The 14,540-nt window shown below is 68.1% G+C and carries 20 protein-coding genes; 7 read left to right on the top strand and 13 right to left on the bottom strand.

Annotated elements, in window-relative coordinates; translation table 11 throughout:
- Nucleotides 1-2: 2 nt before the first annotated feature.
- From ACWDXS_RS32255 to carD, 6 genes are all read right to left on the bottom strand, one after another.
- Nucleotides 3-281: a DUF4190 domain-containing protein gene (locus tag ACWDXS_RS32255; protein ID WP_378990714.1), complete on the bottom strand. Its 279-nt coding sequence runs from the start codon at nucleotides 279-281 to the stop codon at nucleotides 3-5.
- A 50-nt stretch (nucleotides 282-331) separates the two neighbouring features.
- On the bottom strand, nucleotides 332-1,315 hold the full coding sequence (gene rlmB / locus ACWDXS_RS32250; protein WP_449971574.1) for a 23S rRNA (guanosine(2251)-2'-O)-methyltransferase RlmB: 984 nt from the start codon (nucleotides 1,313-1,315) through the stop codon (nucleotides 332-334).
- Nucleotides 1,315-2,718 (bottom strand): cysteine--tRNA ligase, encoded by a 1,404-nt coding sequence (cysS, locus tag ACWDXS_RS32245; RefSeq protein ID WP_378990716.1) that lies wholly within the window; start codon nucleotides 2,716-2,718, stop codon nucleotides 1,315-1,317. The genes rlmB and cysS overlap by 1 nt, the downstream gene beginning before the upstream one ends.
- 131 nt (nucleotides 2,719-2,849) lie before the next feature.
- Complete coding sequence (gene ispF, locus ACWDXS_RS32240; RefSeq protein ID WP_378990717.1) at nucleotides 2,850-3,317, bottom strand: 2-C-methyl-D-erythritol 2,4-cyclodiphosphate synthase; 468 nt, start codon at nucleotides 3,315-3,317, stop codon at nucleotides 2,850-2,852.
- Nucleotides 3,314-4,060 (bottom strand): 2-C-methyl-D-erythritol 4-phosphate cytidylyltransferase, encoded by a 747-nt coding sequence (ispD, locus tag ACWDXS_RS32235; RefSeq protein WP_387446216.1) that lies wholly within the window; start codon nucleotides 4,058-4,060, stop codon nucleotides 3,314-3,316. The genes ispF and ispD overlap by 4 nt, the downstream gene beginning before the upstream one ends.
- A 14-nt stretch (nucleotides 4,061-4,074) precedes the next feature.
- Complete coding sequence (carD, locus tag ACWDXS_RS32230) at nucleotides 4,075-4,563, bottom strand: RNA polymerase-binding transcription factor CarD (protein WP_019044685.1); 489 nt, start codon at nucleotides 4,561-4,563, stop codon at nucleotides 4,075-4,077.
- A gap of 351 nt (nucleotides 4,564-4,914) precedes the next feature.
- Between carD and ACWDXS_RS32225 the strand changes: the two genes are divergently transcribed.
- Together ACWDXS_RS32225 and radA are read left to right on the top strand one after the other, a co-directional pair.
- A complete protein-coding gene (locus ACWDXS_RS32225; protein WP_378990719.1) occupies nucleotides 4,915-5,613 on the top strand; it encodes a hypothetical protein in 699 nt (232 codons plus the stop codon).
- An 81-nt stretch (nucleotides 5,614-5,694) separates the two neighbouring features.
- Nucleotides 5,695-7,095: a DNA repair protein RadA gene (gene radA / locus ACWDXS_RS32220; RefSeq protein ID WP_378962695.1), complete on the top strand. Its 1,401-nt coding sequence runs from the start codon at nucleotides 5,695-5,697 to the stop codon at nucleotides 7,093-7,095.
- Nucleotides 7,096-7,250: 155 nt separating this feature from the next.
- Here radA and ACWDXS_RS32215 read toward each other — a convergent pair whose 3' ends face one another.
- Nucleotides 7,251-7,943: a hypothetical protein gene (locus ACWDXS_RS32215; RefSeq protein WP_449971567.1), complete on the bottom strand. Its 693-nt coding sequence runs from the start codon at nucleotides 7,941-7,943 to the stop codon at nucleotides 7,251-7,253.
- Between the two features lie 82 nt (nucleotides 7,944-8,025).
- Nucleotides 8,026-8,649 (bottom strand): carbonic anhydrase, encoded by a 624-nt coding sequence (locus ACWDXS_RS32210; protein ID WP_056819369.1) that lies wholly within the window; start codon nucleotides 8,647-8,649, stop codon nucleotides 8,026-8,028.
- A 90-nt stretch (nucleotides 8,650-8,739) separates the two neighbouring features.
- On the opposite strand from ACWDXS_RS32210, the gene ACWDXS_RS32205 reads away from it, so the two are divergent.
- A complete protein-coding gene (locus ACWDXS_RS32205; protein WP_378990723.1) occupies nucleotides 8,740-9,618 on the top strand; it encodes an HhH-GPD family protein in 879 nt (292 codons plus the stop codon).
- 48 nt (nucleotides 9,619-9,666) lie between these two features.
- On the opposite strand, the gene ACWDXS_RS32200 is transcribed toward ACWDXS_RS32205, so the two are convergent.
- Nucleotides 9,667-10,410, bottom strand: a complete 744-nt coding sequence (locus tag ACWDXS_RS32200) for an alpha/beta fold hydrolase (protein WP_379312583.1) — start codon at nucleotides 10,408-10,410, stop codon at nucleotides 9,667-9,669.
- Nucleotides 10,411-10,503: 93 nt separating this feature from the next.
- Between ACWDXS_RS32200 and ACWDXS_RS32195 the strand changes: the two genes are divergently transcribed.
- From ACWDXS_RS32195 to ACWDXS_RS32180, 4 genes are all read left to right on the top strand, one after another.
- Complete coding sequence (locus ACWDXS_RS32195) at nucleotides 10,504-10,827, top strand: antibiotic biosynthesis monooxygenase family protein (RefSeq protein ID WP_378990727.1); 324 nt, start codon at nucleotides 10,504-10,506, stop codon at nucleotides 10,825-10,827.
- 226 nt (nucleotides 10,828-11,053) lie between these two features.
- On the top strand, nucleotides 11,054-11,254 hold the full coding sequence (locus tag ACWDXS_RS32190; RefSeq protein WP_019044677.1) for a CbtB domain-containing protein: 201 nt from the start codon (nucleotides 11,054-11,056) through the stop codon (nucleotides 11,252-11,254).
- Nucleotides 11,245-12,030 carry a CbtA family protein gene (locus tag ACWDXS_RS32185; protein ID WP_449971562.1) on the top strand — a complete coding sequence of 262 codons (786 nt, stop codon included), beginning with the start codon at nucleotides 11,245-11,247 and terminating at the stop codon, nucleotides 12,028-12,030. Before ACWDXS_RS32190 ends, ACWDXS_RS32185 begins: the two co-directional genes overlap by 10 nt.
- A gap of 36 nt (nucleotides 12,031-12,066) precedes the next feature.
- The gene (locus ACWDXS_RS32180) at nucleotides 12,067-12,519 is read left to right on the top strand and encodes a hypothetical protein (RefSeq protein WP_449971559.1); all 453 of its coding nucleotides are present in this window, start codon (nucleotides 12,067-12,069) and stop codon (nucleotides 12,517-12,519) included.
- 13 nt (nucleotides 12,520-12,532) lie between these two features.
- Here the strand turns inward: ACWDXS_RS32180 and ACWDXS_RS32175 are convergent, their stop codons facing one another.
- Genes ACWDXS_RS32175 through ACWDXS_RS32160 form a run of 4 tightly spaced genes read right to left on the bottom strand, consistent with a single transcriptional unit; the run spans nucleotide 12,533 to nucleotide 14,499 of the window.
- Entirely contained in the window at nucleotides 12,533-12,970 is a 438-nt protein-coding gene (locus ACWDXS_RS32175) for an OsmC family peroxiredoxin (RefSeq protein WP_449971556.1), read from the bottom strand.
- Nucleotides 12,971-13,026: 56 nt separating this feature from the next.
- Complete coding sequence (locus ACWDXS_RS32170; protein ID WP_378990732.1) at nucleotides 13,027-13,473, bottom strand: SRPBCC family protein; 447 nt, start codon at nucleotides 13,471-13,473, stop codon at nucleotides 13,027-13,029.
- 55 nt (nucleotides 13,474-13,528) lie between these two features.
- Nucleotides 13,529-13,849 (bottom strand): DMT family transporter, encoded by a 321-nt coding sequence (locus ACWDXS_RS32165; protein ID WP_378631554.1) that lies wholly within the window; start codon nucleotides 13,847-13,849, stop codon nucleotides 13,529-13,531.
- Entirely contained in the window at nucleotides 13,846-14,499 is a 654-nt protein-coding gene (locus ACWDXS_RS32160) for an FMN-dependent NADH-azoreductase (protein ID WP_449971552.1), read from the bottom strand. Before ACWDXS_RS32160 ends, ACWDXS_RS32165 begins: the two co-directional genes overlap by 4 nt.
- Between the last annotated feature and the right edge of the window lie 41 nt (nucleotides 14,500-14,540).

Raw genomic sequence — 14,540 nt, 5'->3', positions numbered from 1 at the left:
CCTCAGAAGTTCCCGTTGCAGGACCCGGCCAGGTACAGCATCGCGAACAGCAGCATGCAGATGGTGCCGAAGATACCCGCGATATAGCCGATCAACACCTGAGACCGGCCGCTGAGCGCACCGTAGGACGCGTCGATGTCGTTGAGTGCCCGCTTGCCGAGCACCCACGCGATCGGCCCGAAGATCCCACAGCAGAACGGGCTGAGCAGCCCGAGCACAAGGATCAGGTTGGCCTGCGGGTGCTCGACCGTTTCGCCGATCGGCTGATTAGGGATCGCCACAGCACGAATTGTACGGTGACAGAGCAGTTTTGCCCGTCAACCGCGCGGACTCAGCCCAGACGGCGCTGCCTGGCGATGTCGGCGAGGACGACGCCCGCGGCAACCGAGGCGTTGAGCGACTCGACCGGGCCCGCCATCGGGATGCTCAGGATCGAGTCGCAGTTCTCGCGCACCAGACGCGACAGGCCCTTGCCCTCCGAACCCACGACCACGACCGTAGGGACACTGCCGTCGAAGTTGTCGAGGGTGGTGTCGCCGTCGGCGTCGAGGCCGATGACCTGGATGCCCTGCGAGGCCCAATCCTTCAGTGTGCGAGTCAGATTGGTGGCCCTGGCGACGGGAAGGCGGGCAGCCGCACCCGCACTGGTACGCCACGCCACGGCGGTGACGCTGGCACTGCGACGCTGCGGGATCACCACGCCCTGACCGCCGAACGCGGCCACCGAGCGAATGACGGCACCGAGGTTGCGCGGGTCGGTGATGTTGTCGAGCGCGACCAGCAGGGCGGGCTCGGCGGTGGACTTCACCCGGTCCATCAGATCGTCGGGATGGGCGTAGCGGTAGGGCGGCACCTGCAGAGCCACGCCCTGGTGCATTCCGTTGGCGCTCAGCCGGTCCAGATCGGTGCGGGGCACCTCGAGAATGGAGATGCCCATGTCGGCGGCGCGCTGCACGCTCTCCGAGAGCCGGTCGTCGTTCTCGGTGCCGACCGCCACGTACAGGGCGGTCGCCGGCACGTCGGCGCGCAGACACTCGAGCACGGGGTTGCGGCCGAGCACCAACTCGGGACCCTCGTCGGACTTGCGTCCCGCGCGCGGGACGCCGGACTTTCCGGTCGGACGAGCCTGTGCCGCATTGGCTTTGGCCGCCGCTCTGGCCCGCTTGGCGGCGGGGTGCTTGGTGCGCTCGGACGCGGGCGGGGTCGCGCCCCTCCCCTCGAGACCGCGGCGATGCTTCCCGCCGGAACCGGCGACGGCGCCCTTCTTGGTGCCGCTCTTCCTGACTGCTCCGCGTCGCTGTGAATTGCCTGCCATCAGTTCGCCTTTCCGCTCGATGCGCCCAGCGACCATTCCGGCCCCTGCGGGGTATCGGTTACCTCGATACCCGCGGCGATGAGCCGATCCCGTGCGGCATCGGCTTCTGCCCAGTTCTTGTCGGCCCGCGCGTTCGCGCGGCGATCCAGCTCCGTGCGGACGAGCACGTCGAGCGCGTCGATCGCCGCCGAATTGTCGGCGGGGGTGTACCACTGTTCGTCGAGCGGGTCGACGCCGAGAATTCCCAGCATCGCCCGCACCTGACCGGCCAGTTCGACCGCGGTCTCCACCGCACCCGCTTCCAGCGCGCGATTGCCTTCGTGCACCACGTGGTGAATTTCGGCCAGCGCCTTCGGGACTGCCAGATCGTCGTCGATCGCGGCGGCGAATCCGTCGGTCCATTTACCGACGGGCACTTCGCCCGCTCGGTCCAGCACTCGCTGCACGAAGGCTTCGATGCGCTGATAGGAGGCGACCGCGTCGTCGAGTGCCTTGTCGGAGTATTCGAGCATCGAGCGGTAATGCGCGCTGCCCAAGTAGAAACGTAATTCTACCGGGCGCACCCGGGTGAGGACATTCGGCACCGAGAGCACGTTGCCGAGTGACTTCGACATTTTCTCCCCGCCCATCGTCACCCAGCCGTTGTGCAGCCAGTAACGCGCGAAACCGTCGCCCGCGGCTTTGGACTGGGCGATCTCGTTCTCGTGGTGCGGGAAAATCAAATCCATTCCACCGCAGTGGATATCGAATTCCGCGCCGAGATAGAACTCGGCCATCGCGGAGCATTCCAGGTGCCAGCCGGGGCGACCGGGACCCCACGGCGACGGCCAGCTCGGCTCGCCGGGCTTGGCGGCCTTCCACAGCGTGAAGTCGCGGGGGTCGCGCTTGCCGCGGGTCGGGGTCTCGCCCTGGTGCACGTCGTCGAGTTTGTGGCCCGACAGCTCACCGTAATTCGGCCAACTCACCACATCGAAATAGACATCGCCGTCGGCGGCATAGGCGTGGCCGCGCTCGATCAGGCGCTGCATCAGATCGATCATCTGGGTGATGTGACCGGTGGCGCGCGGTTCGGCCGACGGCGGCAGCACGCCGAGGGTCTCGTAGGCCTTGTCGAACGCGCGCTCGTGGGTCGCCGCCCATTCCCACCACGGCCTGCCCGCTTCGGCGGCCTTGTTCAGGATCTTGTCGTCGATATCGGTGACATTGCGGATGAACTGCACGTCGTAGTCGTGCGCGAGCAACCAGCGGCGCAGCACGTCGAAGGCGACGCCACTGCGCACATGACCGATATGGGGTTGCCCCTGCACAGTGGCCCCACACAGATACACCGAGGCACGGCCGGGGACCAGCGGGGTGAATTCCCGCATGGTCCGCGTGTCGGTGTCAAAAAGGCGCAAGGTCACGGCATTCGATCCTAGTCGGTGGGATTGGGGTGGGGTTGACCGGCCGGTTCGTGGCGCCGTAGTGAACGGAACGGCTGATCGAATCGGCGAAAAGCAATGCGCGGAAAGAAAGGTTCAGTGGCCCGTAGGGGCTACGAACACGCCGCGATCAGACAGGTGGCGATAGCGGCGATACCCTCGCCGCGACCGGTCAGACCGAGACCGTCCGTCGTGGTGCCCGACACCGACACGGGGGCGTCGAGGAGTTCGCCGAGCACTTTCTGCGCTTCGGCGCGGCGGGGGCCGATCTTCGGGCGATTACCGATGACCTGCACCGCGGCGTTCACGATCTCGAAGCCTTCGTCGGCCAGCAGCCTGCGGACCTCGGTGAGCATGGCGGCCCCGGTGACACCGGCCCATTCGGGGCGGCCTACGCCGAAGACAGCGCCCACGTCGCCGAGGCCGGCGGCGGAGAGCAGGGCATCGCAGAGCGCGTGGGCGGCGACGTCACCGTCGGAGTGGCCCGCGCAGCCGTCGGCATCCGGGAACAGCAGACCGGCCATCCAGCAGGGCCGTCCCGGCTCGATGGGGTGCACGTCGCTGCCGATACCGACTCTCATCGGGCAACCGCCTGCTCGACGCCGGGACGCCCGACGGCAGGCGAACGACCGCCGTCAGCCAGCAGCGCCTCGGCCAGGCGTAGGTCGAGGGGGGTGGTGATCTTGAATGCCAATGGGTCACCGGGGACCGTGTGCACGGCGACACCGAGGCGTTCGACCAGGCCGGCGTCGTCGGTGGCGCCATCGTCGGTGGCGTAGGCGCGGCGGAGCAGGTCGGCGGCGAAGCCCTGGGGGGTTTGGATGGCGCGCAGGTGGGCGCGATCGGGGGTCCCGGTGACGATGCCCGCGTCGTCGACCGACTTCACGGTGTCCACGACGGGCAACGCGGGTACCACGGCCTGGCTGCCCGCCTGGAGCTCGGCGGCCACCCGTGCGATCAGTTCCGGTGGTGTGAGCGCTCGTGCGGCATCGTGCACGAGATAGCACGCGGCGTCGGGCGCGGCGGCGATGCCCGCGCGCACCGAATCGGTGCGCTCGGCGCCGCCCACCACCACCTGCACCGGCACAGGGGGCATCGAACCGCCGGTCAGCGAGGTGGTGGTGGACAGCAGCGCGGATGCGGCCTCGACCAGCTCGGCGGGCACGACCACGACAACCCGGTGCACCGCACCGGACGCGATCAGACCGTCGACGGCCAACCGGACCATAGGTGTGCCGCCGACCGCGACGAACGCCTTCGGGGTGGGTTCACCCAGGCGCACGCCACGACCGGCGGCAGGGACCAGTGCTACGACAGGTCGCACTTGTTTGTTTGTTTCTAGGAAGCCGCGGCGAGAACCTCGTCGAGCAGCGATTCGGCCTTGCCGTCGTCGGTGCCCTCGGCGAGCGCGAGCTCACCGACGAGGATCTGACGGGCCTTGGCGAGCATCCGCTTCTCACCGGCGGACAGGCCGCGGTCCTGCTCACGACGCCACAGGTCACGCACCACTTCGGCCACCTTGTTCACATCGCCGGAGGCGAGTTTCTCGAGGTTGGCCTTGTAACGGCGGGACCAGTTGGTCGGCTCCTCCGTGTGTGGCGCGCGCAGCACCTGGAAGACGCGGTCGAGACCTTCTTGGCCGACGACGTCACGGACGCCGACGTATTCAGCGTTCTCTGCGGGAACCCGAACGGTCAGGTCGCCTTGCGCAACCTTCAGGACCAGATACTCTTTCTGCACACCCTTGATGGTGCGGGTCTCGATTGCTTCGATCAGCGCCGCTCCGTGGTGGGGGTAAACGACGGTGTCTCCGACCTTAAAAATCATGTGTCCCGTGCCCCTTTCGATGTTCACAGTTTAACATGCGACTCGATAACGGCGCGATCAACTGTGCAGGTCAGGGCCACAACGAGGCCATCGCAGGGGTTGACAATACAGAATTGTTGTGCATTGTGTTGTGGCAGAACGGGTTAACCACCAGCACAGCGACAGGTTATCGCACAGCGCGATCCCGGCATCGATCCGGCAAACCCCCTCGAGACACCGAACTGTTACTTCCGCACCCGCGCGTCGCGAGCCCGAACGTCACCCGCGCGAAGTGAACTACTACGCTGCCTAGTTACTACCCTCCGATCCCCGTGTGGACGGAGTGAGCCCGGTCGACATGGAGGACAAACCGTGACTGCCCTGAAAGCTGTGACCGCCCACTCGGCGCGACGTCGCATGGTGACGGTTGCCGCGCTCGCCGCTGCCGCGGGCATCGCCCTGACCGGCTGCAGTGCCGGCCAGCACACCCAGACCTCGACGCAGGCCGCCGCGATCAACGGCAACCACGCCAACGTCGGCGCCATCGCCCTGCGCAACGTGCACATCGTGTATCCGGAGGCCGCCGCCGAGCACGACAAGGGCGGCAAGGCGGTGATCGCGCTGTCGATCATCAACAACAGCGAGACCGTCACCGACGAGCTGACCAGCGTGAGCACCGACCTGGGCCAGGTCAAGATCACCGGAGCCGCGGGCGACCCCAAGTTCGTGCTGAAGCCGCAGCAGACCGTGGTCGTGGGACCGGGTGAGACCAAGCCCGCCGCGGCCGACGATCACCACGGCACCACCTCGGCGGCGCCGACCACCACCGGGGCCGCGCCGACCGGCGCCGCGGGTATCGACATCCCCTCGAACGACCCGGTGAAGACCCCGGCCACGATCGAGATCACGGGCCTGTCCAAGGACATCGTCCCCGGCCTGACCTACAACGTCACCTTCAACTTCAAGGACGCGGGCACCGTGCAGGTGTCGGTCCCGGTCGATGCCGCGGCCGTCCCGCGCATCGAGAACGAGAAGTCCGGCCCGGCGCCCGAGGGCGCGGGCGGTCACTGACACCAGCCGTGAGGAAGAGCCGTCGCGAACTTCGCGGCGGCTCTTCCTTTTTGTGTCGGTCGGGGTCCGTAGGGTGCGCGTGTGGCCAAGACCAAAGCAGTCTTCCGGTGCTCCGCGTGCACGCACGAGGTGTCCAAGTGGGTGGGTAAGTGCCCTGATTGCGGTGCCTGGGGAACGGTGAACGAGGTGGCCGTTTCGGCGTCCACCGCTGCTCCAGGGCGGCGAGCGATGCTGCCGAGTACCGCGGCGGCGCCGCTGTCGCAGATCGACGCCAAGGTCACGCAGGCGCGGTCGACGGGGGTGAGCGAGCTCGATCGGGTCCTCGGGGGCGGGGTGGTGCCGGGGTCGGTGGTGCTGCTGTCCGGCGAGCCGGGAGTCGGCAAGTCGACGCTGCTGCTCGAGGTCGCGTTCCGGTGGGCGGCGGCGCGCGAAGAGACCGCGCTGTACGTGACCGCCGAGGAGTCCGCCGGGCAGGTGCGGCTGCGGGCCGATCGCACGGGCGCGGTGCACGACCGGGTGTACCTGGCGGCCGAATCGGATCTGTCGATCGTGCTCGGGCATGTGGAGCAGGTGCGGCCGTCGCTGCTGGTCGTCGACTCCGTGCAGACCATGCTGGCACCGGAGGTGGACGGGGTGATCGGCGGTGTCACCCAGGTGCGCGCGGTCACCGCGGCGCTGACCTCGCTGGCCAAGGCGACCGGAATCGCGGTGCTGCTGGTCGGCCACGTCACCAAGGACGGCAACGTGGCCGGCCCGCGCACGCTCGAACACCTGGTGGACGTGGTGCTGCAGTTCGAGGGCGACAAGAATTCGTCGCTGCGCATGGTTCGCGGCATCAAGAACCGGTTCGGCAGCGCCGACGAGGTGGGCTGCTTCGAACTGCACGACGACGGCATCGCCTGCGTCGACGATCCGTCCGGGTTGTTCCTGCACCATCGCACCGACACCGTCCCCGGTACGGCGGTGACCGTCGCGATGGACGGCAAACGGCCGCTGGTGGCCGAGGTGCAGGGGCTGACCGTCAAGACCGAGATCCCGCAGCCACGCCGGGCGGTGAGCGGGCTGGACTACAACCGCGTCGCCATGGTGCTGGCGGTATTGCAGAGCCGAGGCCGGGTATTTCTCGGCAAGCACGATGTGTACGCGGCGACCGTCGGCGGGATGCGCCTGCTCGAGCCGACCGCCGACCTGGCCATCGCCTTGGCCATCGCCTCCGCCGAGGCCGACATCGCCCTGCCCGCGGGGTGGGTGATCCTCGGCGAGGTCGGGCTGGCGGGTGAGGTTCGCAAGGTCACCGGGCTCGGCAGACGCCTGGCCGAAGCCGAACGGCTGGGGTTCACCACCGCGCTCGTTCCGCCCGGTTCGGAGAAAACCAAGACCGGCACGATGCGTATCCACGAGGTCGGGGATCTCCGATCGGCACTGCGATTGGCCGAACTCCGCAAATCCCGCGCACCCCGCGAAGTGGTGGCGGTGGAATAACTGCGGCAATCACCTGATTCAACGCCGGTTCGCCAATGCCGCGCCAATATCCATTGACGGCACCGCCGATCTTGCGAACGCTGCAAATCAACCCATCTTGAACATGTGACCTATGGCGCACCCGCACAATGCCCCCGGCATGCGGGAGCGCGGCGTCAAGAGGCGAGGTTGAACGGCTCCGCGGCGCTGCGAACGGCACCGAGCTGGGCTACGACCATGTACGCACCCGCGGGCACCTGGAGGCGGTCACCCGCGCACTGCGGCTGCGAGGTGGTGCCGAACCAGGTGCCCTTGTACGAGAGTTGTTCACCGGCCTTGAGCGTCTTCATCTCCGCCGGATCGTCCTGGTTGCAGTCGTTGCTCGCCCAGAGCCTGCGCTGGCCGTCGAGGGTGTAGACGAGGAACTGTGGGCCCGCGCCGAGGTCACGCGAGCAGGCCGCGGACGAGATGTTGGTGATCACTGTGCCGAACGCGGGCTGGTCGCCGACCCGATAGGTCGGCTGGCCGACCGTCACCTTCAGCGCCAGCGACTGATCCGGGCACGGCTGTGCCGCGGGCTGATCGGCGGCGGTCGTCGTCGCGCTGGGCGTGACCGACCCACTGATGGGCGTGGCCGACGCACTACTCGACGACGCACTACTCGACGCCGAGCTCGTCTCGGACGCGCTCGACTCCGCCGACGTGGTCGTGCTCGCGGCCGCGTTGTCGGCGCCGGACGAGTCCCCACCGCGCGCGACCATGGTGACGAGCCAGATCACGATCGCGAGCGCGACGACGATGACGCCGATCGCGAGTGCACGGCGGCGCCAGTAGATCTCCGGTGACAGCGGTCCATTCGGTTCCAGCACGCCTCAACGGTAAGCGCAGCGCGCAGGGGCGCGCTCGATGACCTCGGCGTGTCGGGGGCCGAACCGGGGAGAAGCCGGCGGTTCAGACCACCTCGCCGATATTGCCGACAGTGCGCCGCAGGTGCACGCGACCGTCTTCGAGCTTGTAGGTGACGCTCGCGATAGCGCACTGACCAGTGGCAACACGCTGGGAGATGATCATCGAGCGCTGCATGAGCAGCTTGCTGGTCTCCACCACGTGACGCGCTTCGAGATCGTCGAGCGAGGTGAGCCCTTCGCGTCGCCCGACCAGGATCGACGGGGTCACCCGCTCGACCACGCTGCGAATGAACCCACCGGGCACCTCGCCGCCGTCGAGCGCGTCGATGGTGGCCTTCACGGCGCCGCAGCTGTCGTGCCCGAGGACGACGATCAGTGGCACGTTGAGCACCTCGACGCCGTATTCGATCGAGCCGAGCACCGAACTGTCCACGACGTGGCCCGCTGTGCGCACCACGAACATGTCGCCGAGCCCCTGGTCGAAGATCAGCTCGGCGGCGACGCGGGAATCACCGCAGCCGAACAGGATCGCGTGGGGGTTTTGGCCCTTGACGAGTTTGGCTCGGTCCGCGGCACCCTGGCTAGGATGCTGCAGGGTGTCGTTGACGAAGCGCTCATTGCCTTCGCGCAACGACTTCCAGGCGCTTATCGGATTGGAACCAGGCATACCGACCATTGTGCACAGACCCTTGGTTACCAGCGAGTCCGCCACGTTACGCGTCGGCAAAGAGAGACTGGCTCAGAGGAAACGGGAACAGTGAGCATCGACGCGCAGGCCCTGCTCGACTGGTTCGACGACACGGCGCGCCCGCTGCCGTGGCGCGAACCGGACGCGACCGCATGGCACATCCTGATGAGCGAGATCATGCTCCAGCAGACGCCGGTGGTGCGGGTGGAGCCGATCTGGCGCGAATGGGTGGCACGCTGGCCGGTGCCGTCGGCGATGGCGGCGTCCTCGCAAGCGGAGGTGCTGCGGGCGTGGGGCAAGTTGGGATATCCGCGGCGGGCGTTGCGGCTGCACGAGTGCGCGCGGGTGCTGGCGACCGAACACGGTGACGTGGTCCCCACCGACGTCGACGTGCTGCTGAGCCTGCCCGGCATCGGCGCGTACACCGCTCGCGCGGTGGCCTGTTTCGCCTACGGGCAGCGAGTTCCCGTGGTGGACACGAACGTTCGACGCGTGGTGGCTCGGGCGGTCCACGGCAGGGAGCCCGGCAACCCGTCCTCGCGCGATCTCGCCGAAACCGAGGCGCTGCTCCCGGTTCCGGTGCCGCGGGCCGCGAGGTTCTCGGCCGCCCTGATGGAACTGGGCGCGCTGGTGTGCACGGCCCGCAATCCGGACTGCGCCCGCTGCCCGCTGCCGAGCTGCGCCTGGGTCACGGCGGGCAAACCGGCCGCCGACGTGGTGCGGAAGGTGCAGAAGTACGAGGGCACCGACCGTCAGGCCCGTGGGCGGCTGCTCGACGTGCTGCGCGACGCGTCAGGTCCGGTCGAGCGGATTCGCCTCGACCTGGCATGGACCCGCGATCCGGGTCAGCGTGCGCGAGCGTTGGACTCGCTGCTGGTAGACGGGCTGATCGAGCAGACCGACGATGGGCTGTTCGCACTCGCGGGCGAAGGAAGCCCCACCGGGTGATGCCGGATCTCGGCACCTGCCGGCGGATCGGGACCACCACCTGCCGACTCACCTCGTGACGCGCTCCAGGAACCGGCCGACGTGTTCGCGGTATGCCTCGGGTTGTTCGTCGTGCACGAGGTGGCCCGCCTCGGCGATGCGCACATACTCCGCATCGGGATGCACCTGCGCCATCGTCCGCATCTGCCCCGGCGGGGTGATGGTGTGCTCACCTTCGATGAGCAGTGTGGGCACCCGCAGCGACTTCCATTCGGTCCAGAAGTCGCGCGTGCCCCACTCCTCGGAAATCGCGCGGAAGGTGTCCACCTCGCCGTGTAGCCGGTAGCCGTCGGACGCGGCGGTGAATGCGCGCAGGAAATACGTGCCCGCGACCGGGCCGAAATAGTCGAGCACCGCCTGCTCGTCGGCGAACGGTTGCGGCCAGGAGTGGATCAGCTCGGCCCAGTGGGCGGCGGTGCGGCCGGTGAAATCGGGAGCGATGTCCTCGACGACGATCGCGCGCACCCGTTCGGGCCAGGTTGCCGCGAAGACCCACCCGTGGATCGCGCCCATCGAGTGCCCGACGATCACCATCGGCTCGGTGATCGCGGCGGTGCGCTCGGCCAGATCGGCCACGAACGCCTCCGTCGTGAGCTCGGCGGGCGTCGGCCGGCCGTGCCCGGCGGCGTCCACCGCGTAGACATGCCCGAACTCCCGCAACCACGGCACCTGATCGGCCCACGTCCGCGCGCTCCCCATCAACCCGTGCAACAGCAGAATCGGAACCCCGGACCCGCCTTCGTCGTACAACACACCGCCGATACTGCCCCAGCTCCGTCCTCGCGCCGAGGCGAGGCCCGCCAGGGCCGCGAACACCCGGCGCCGGTCGGCAGCGATACTGTCCGCATGGCTGTTGTGAAGATCAATGCGATCGAAGTTCCCGAGGGCGCGGGCCCCGAGCTGGAGAAGCGGTTCGCCGCGCGTGCGGGAGCGGTGGAGAACTCCCCCGGTTTCCTCGGGTTCCAGTTGCTGCGTCCCGTGGCCGGTGACAACCGGTATTTCGTAGTGACGCAATGGGATTCGGAGGATTCGTTCGCCGCGTGGCGTGACGGTCCGGCCCGTGCCGCGCACGCCGGAAACGGTGGCGACGGCGAGCGTCCCAAGCCGGTGTCGACGGGCGCCTCGCTGCTCGAGTTCGAGGTCGTCCTCGACGTGCCGGCGAAGGGCTGACAGCGGCGTTTCCGCTGGACATGCGGTTGCGTGTATTGACGTGGGTGGCTCGCGGCTGTCACAGTTCGAGGGAACATCCGCGAGGGTGCGCGGTAATTCCGGTGTGAATCCGGAGCGGTCGCGCCACTGTATCCAAGTACCGGGTCCCCGGTGCCGGAGAGCCAGACACCGGCACCTTCGCACCACACTTCAACCGTGGGACGCGTATCCCTAGAGGAGGACCCGAATGGCTATCGCGCATTCACCCAGCCGGTCTACCGGTCTCGACACCCTCGCAACCGTGCTCGTCACGGTCGGTGTCGTCCTGCTTGCACTGCTCGCCCTGTACCTGGTCGGTTTCGACCAGGGGGCCGTCTCGCGTAGCGGGATGTTCCTGCACGAGCTGATGCACGACGGACGTCACCTGCTGGGTGTTCCGTGCCACTGATCGGATCACTCAAGACCCTGCTGTTGCGTGGCCTGCTGGCCGGCTTGATCGCCGGCCTGCTGGCCTCGACAGTGGGCTACTTCGTCGGCGAGCCCCAGGTGGACGCCGCGATCGCTATCGAAGAGGCCGCGGCCGCTCCGGCCGAGCACGGCCACGAAGCCGCGGAGCCGCAGGGCCACTCCCACGGCGACGAGGAAGAACCGCTGGTCAGCCGGCCGGGTCAGAAGGCGGGACAGTTCCTCGCGCTGGGCTTGGCCGGCATGGCGTTCGGCGCGTTGTTCGCGTCGGCGGTGAACGTGGCTCGCCGGTTCACGAACCTGTCGGGGCCCCAATTGTCGCTGACCTCGGCGGTTCTCGCGTGGGCGGCGATCGTCGCGGTGCCGTTCTTCAAGTATCCGGCCAACCCGCCCGCGGTGGGCGATCCGGACACCATCAACGAGCGCACCTGGCTGTGGGTCGCGGCCGTCGTGCTCGGCCTGCTGGCCGTCGCGGCCGCTGTCGCGGCCTACCGTGCGCTCGCCGCGTCGGACACGCTGCGACTCATCGCCGGGGTGGGCGCGTTCGTCGTGGTCACCACGGTCGGTTACGTGCTGCTGCCCGGCGTGAACGAGGTGGCCGACGACTTCCCCGCCACCCTCCTGTGGAACTTCCGGGTGGCTTCGCTGGCCGAAACCACCACGCTGTGGGTGAGTTTGGGGCTGGCGTTCGCCGCACTCACGGAATTCGCCTCGCGGCGTAGCACTCCGGTAGTGGACAAGGTTCCTACCGCAGGGTGATCCTCGCGAGCAGCTGAGAACGGCAGTGTCGGTGTCATGACCGGCACTGCCTTTCTTGTTTCCAGCACTCGCCCTCGCGCCGTGAATGTCGCCTTCGGCGGGCTCGTCACCGCGCTCGCCGCCGGGGCCGCCGAGGGCCTGTTGCGCGCCGTGCGTGGTGGCGATGAATTCGGCGCCACCGCAACGGGTCTGCTACCCCGGCTCGCCGTCTACCTGGCCGTCGCCGGGGTGGCCCTGTACATGCTGAACGGCAGCCGGGTGGCCCGTGCGCTGCTGACCGTCGGCATCGGCGTGGTGGGCCTGGTCTCGCTGATCATCGAGCCGCTGGCCGTGGTGTTGTCGACCGACGACTACGCGACCCTGTTCGACGGCATGTCCCCCAGCTCGACCGTGCTGGCAGGCTGCCGGACCGTGCACATCCTGGCCGTCGTCATCGCGATCCCGGCCATGTACACCCCCGCCGCGCACCGCTGGTTCACCCAGCGGTGACGGCGAGCGCCGCTCAGGCCAGTGCCGCGTCCAGCTCGATCTCGGCCACCCCGGTGAGGGCCTTGCTGACCGGGCAACCGTTCTTGGCCGCGAGGGCAGCCGCGGCGAACCCGTCGGCATCCAGCCCCGCGGCACGCCCGCGCACCGTGAGTTTGATCTTGCTGATCCGGAAGCCACCGGCCGGGTCGGGCGCGAGGGTGACATCGGCATCGACGTCGAGGCTTTCCGGCGTCCCGCCGGCATTGGCGATCTCCGCCGAGAGCGCCATCGAATAGCACGACGAATGCGCCGCCGCGATCAGCTCCTCCGGGCTGGTGCCCTCGGCCGTGTCGGCCGCCCGGCGGGGAAAGCTCACATCGAACTTGCCCACACCCGAGCTGGCCAGTTCGACCTGCCCGGACCCGTCCTGCAGTCCGCCTGACCAGAGTGTGCGTGCGCTGCGAGTCGGCATCGCAATCCTTTCGGTTCGAGTTGTGTTGCGTGGCGATGACGAACCTACTCGGGTACTCAGACGGTGGCGCTGGTGATTTCGTCGAGACGCTCGAGTTTGTCCGGCCAGACCTGCTGGTGTAGGTCCCGGATCGCCGCGGTGGGGAAACCGGAGTGGCGCAGACGCAGGCGGATACCGCGTGGTTGTTTGAGGAACTCGGCGGCGACCACTGTTTCCACGCCGTCGGTGGCGGCGGTGACCCAGGTGAATTCGATCCGCCGATTCGGCTCGAGCAGCAGAATGCGGCCGTAATGGGGGTTGCGCTTTTCGGGCGAGCCGGTGTCGAAGTAGAGGGGCTCGTTGACGGCGGGGCGCATCAGCACCGATCCGGGAACGGCCAGCCATAAATCCAAGCCTTGGGTCCAGGCCGCGTAGAGCAGGCTGGGCTGGGCTTTCATCACGCGCTCGACCGTGAGCTCGTGTGGCCGCGTGGACAGGTCCGGGGGGCGAACTGGCTGGTCCATCAGCCGACCTTACCGGTCATGACCGGCCGATCCTCGCATCGGGTGTACGACAGAGTTACTCAGGATTCGTCACCCGCGCGAGCACGATGCCGCCGAGGATCAGCGACAGCGCCAGCGCGCGGCCCGCGCTCAGCGGATCCTTGTGCACGAGCACACCGAGACCGATCGCGCCGAGCGCGCCGATTCCGGTGAAAACCGCGTAGGCGGTGCCCACCGGAAGGGTCTGCATGGCGCGCGAGAGCAGATAGACGGCGAGCGAGCCGAGCGCGACGCAGAGCAGGGTCGGACCGAGTCTGGTGAAATTCTCGGTCGGTTTGATGGTCTGCGACCACACGATTTCGACGAGTCCGGCCAGGCCGAGCACTATCCAGCTCATCGCACGTAATCCTTTGCCAGCGAACGAACTTCGGCCTGCGCGGCGGCGAAGGAGGCTTCGTGCGCGTCGCGCAGATGGGCCAGGTTCGGATCCTGCAGGGCATTGGCCAGTTCGGCGTTGACGAAAACCGTGTCGGTGACCGCGAAGTGGCCGGCGAAGAAGTCGCGCAGAAAGCGCTCCTGGTAGTCGAACGCCGCTTTGGGCGCACCGGGCGAGTACGCACCGCCACGGGCGGTCACCACGACGAACCTGCGTTCCCCCAGCGACATTCGGGGAAAGGTGACCTGGTCGAGCCATGCCTTGAGAGCGGCGGGGACGGAGTAGTTGTACATCGGTGTGCCGATCAGGATCACGTCGGCGGCCAGCACCTGCGCCAGCAGCGGTTCGGCCACCCGCCATGCGGCCTTCGCCGCGGGAGTGACGGCGAGTTCCGGGAGCCGGTCGAGGTCGGTGGCCCCGGCGGCGAGGACGGCGTCACACAGTTCGGTCCAGCCCTCGTCGATGAACGGCGTCGGCTCGGCGGCGAGGTCGCGGTAGGTGTAGGTGCCGCCGGGCTCGGCGTCGCGCCAGGCCCGGACGAATTCGGCGCCCAGCTTGCGGCTGAGGGAGTTCGTCCGGGCGCTGGCGTCGAGGTGCAGCAGGTGAGTCATGACATCTTCCTAACTGGACATATTGTCCACTTGTCGATTTC

The organism is Nocardia sp. NPDC003183 (assembly GCF_053590715.1).
The sequence above is the reverse complement of the archived record's forward strand: the minus strand, read 5'-3'. Positions and strand labels throughout refer to the sequence as shown.

Coding starts and splice junctions, on each gene's coding strand:
- ACWDXS_RS32190 (WP_019044677.1), top strand. CDS start 11,054: ATGGCTATCGCGCATTCACCCAGCCGGTCTACCGGTCTCGACACCCTC.
- ACWDXS_RS32160 (WP_449971552.1), bottom strand. CDS start 14,499: ATGACTCACCTGCTGCACCTCGACGCCAGCGCCCGGACGAACTCCCTC.
- carD (WP_019044685.1), bottom strand. CDS start 4,563: ATGATTTTTAAGGTCGGAGACACCGTCGTTTACCCCCACCACGGAGCG.
- ACWDXS_RS32180 (WP_449971559.1), top strand. CDS start 12,067: ATGACCGGCACTGCCTTTCTTGTTTCCAGCACTCGCCCTCGCGCCGTG.
- ACWDXS_RS32195 (WP_378990727.1), top strand. CDS start 10,504: ATGGCTGTTGTGAAGATCAATGCGATCGAAGTTCCCGAGGGCGCGGGC.
- ACWDXS_RS32165 (WP_378631554.1), bottom strand. CDS start 13,849: ATGAGCTGGATAGTGCTCGGCCTGGCCGGACTCGTCGAAATCGTGTGG.
- rlmB (WP_449971574.1), bottom strand. CDS start 1,315: ATGGCAGGCAATTCACAGCGACGCGGAGCAGTCAGGAAGAGCGGCACC.
- ACWDXS_RS32170 (WP_378990732.1), bottom strand. CDS start 13,473: ATGGACCAGCCAGTTCGCCCCCCGGACCTGTCCACGCGGCCACACGAG.
- ispF (WP_378990717.1), bottom strand. CDS start 3,317: ATGAGAGTCGGTATCGGCAGCGACGTGCACCCCATCGAGCCGGGACGG.
- ACWDXS_RS32175 (WP_449971556.1), bottom strand. CDS start 12,970: ATGCCGACTCGCAGCGCACGCACACTCTGGTCAGGCGGACTGCAGGAC.
- ACWDXS_RS32210 (WP_056819369.1), bottom strand. CDS start 8,649: ATGCCTGGTTCCAATCCGATAAGCGCCTGGAAGTCGTTGCGCGAAGGC.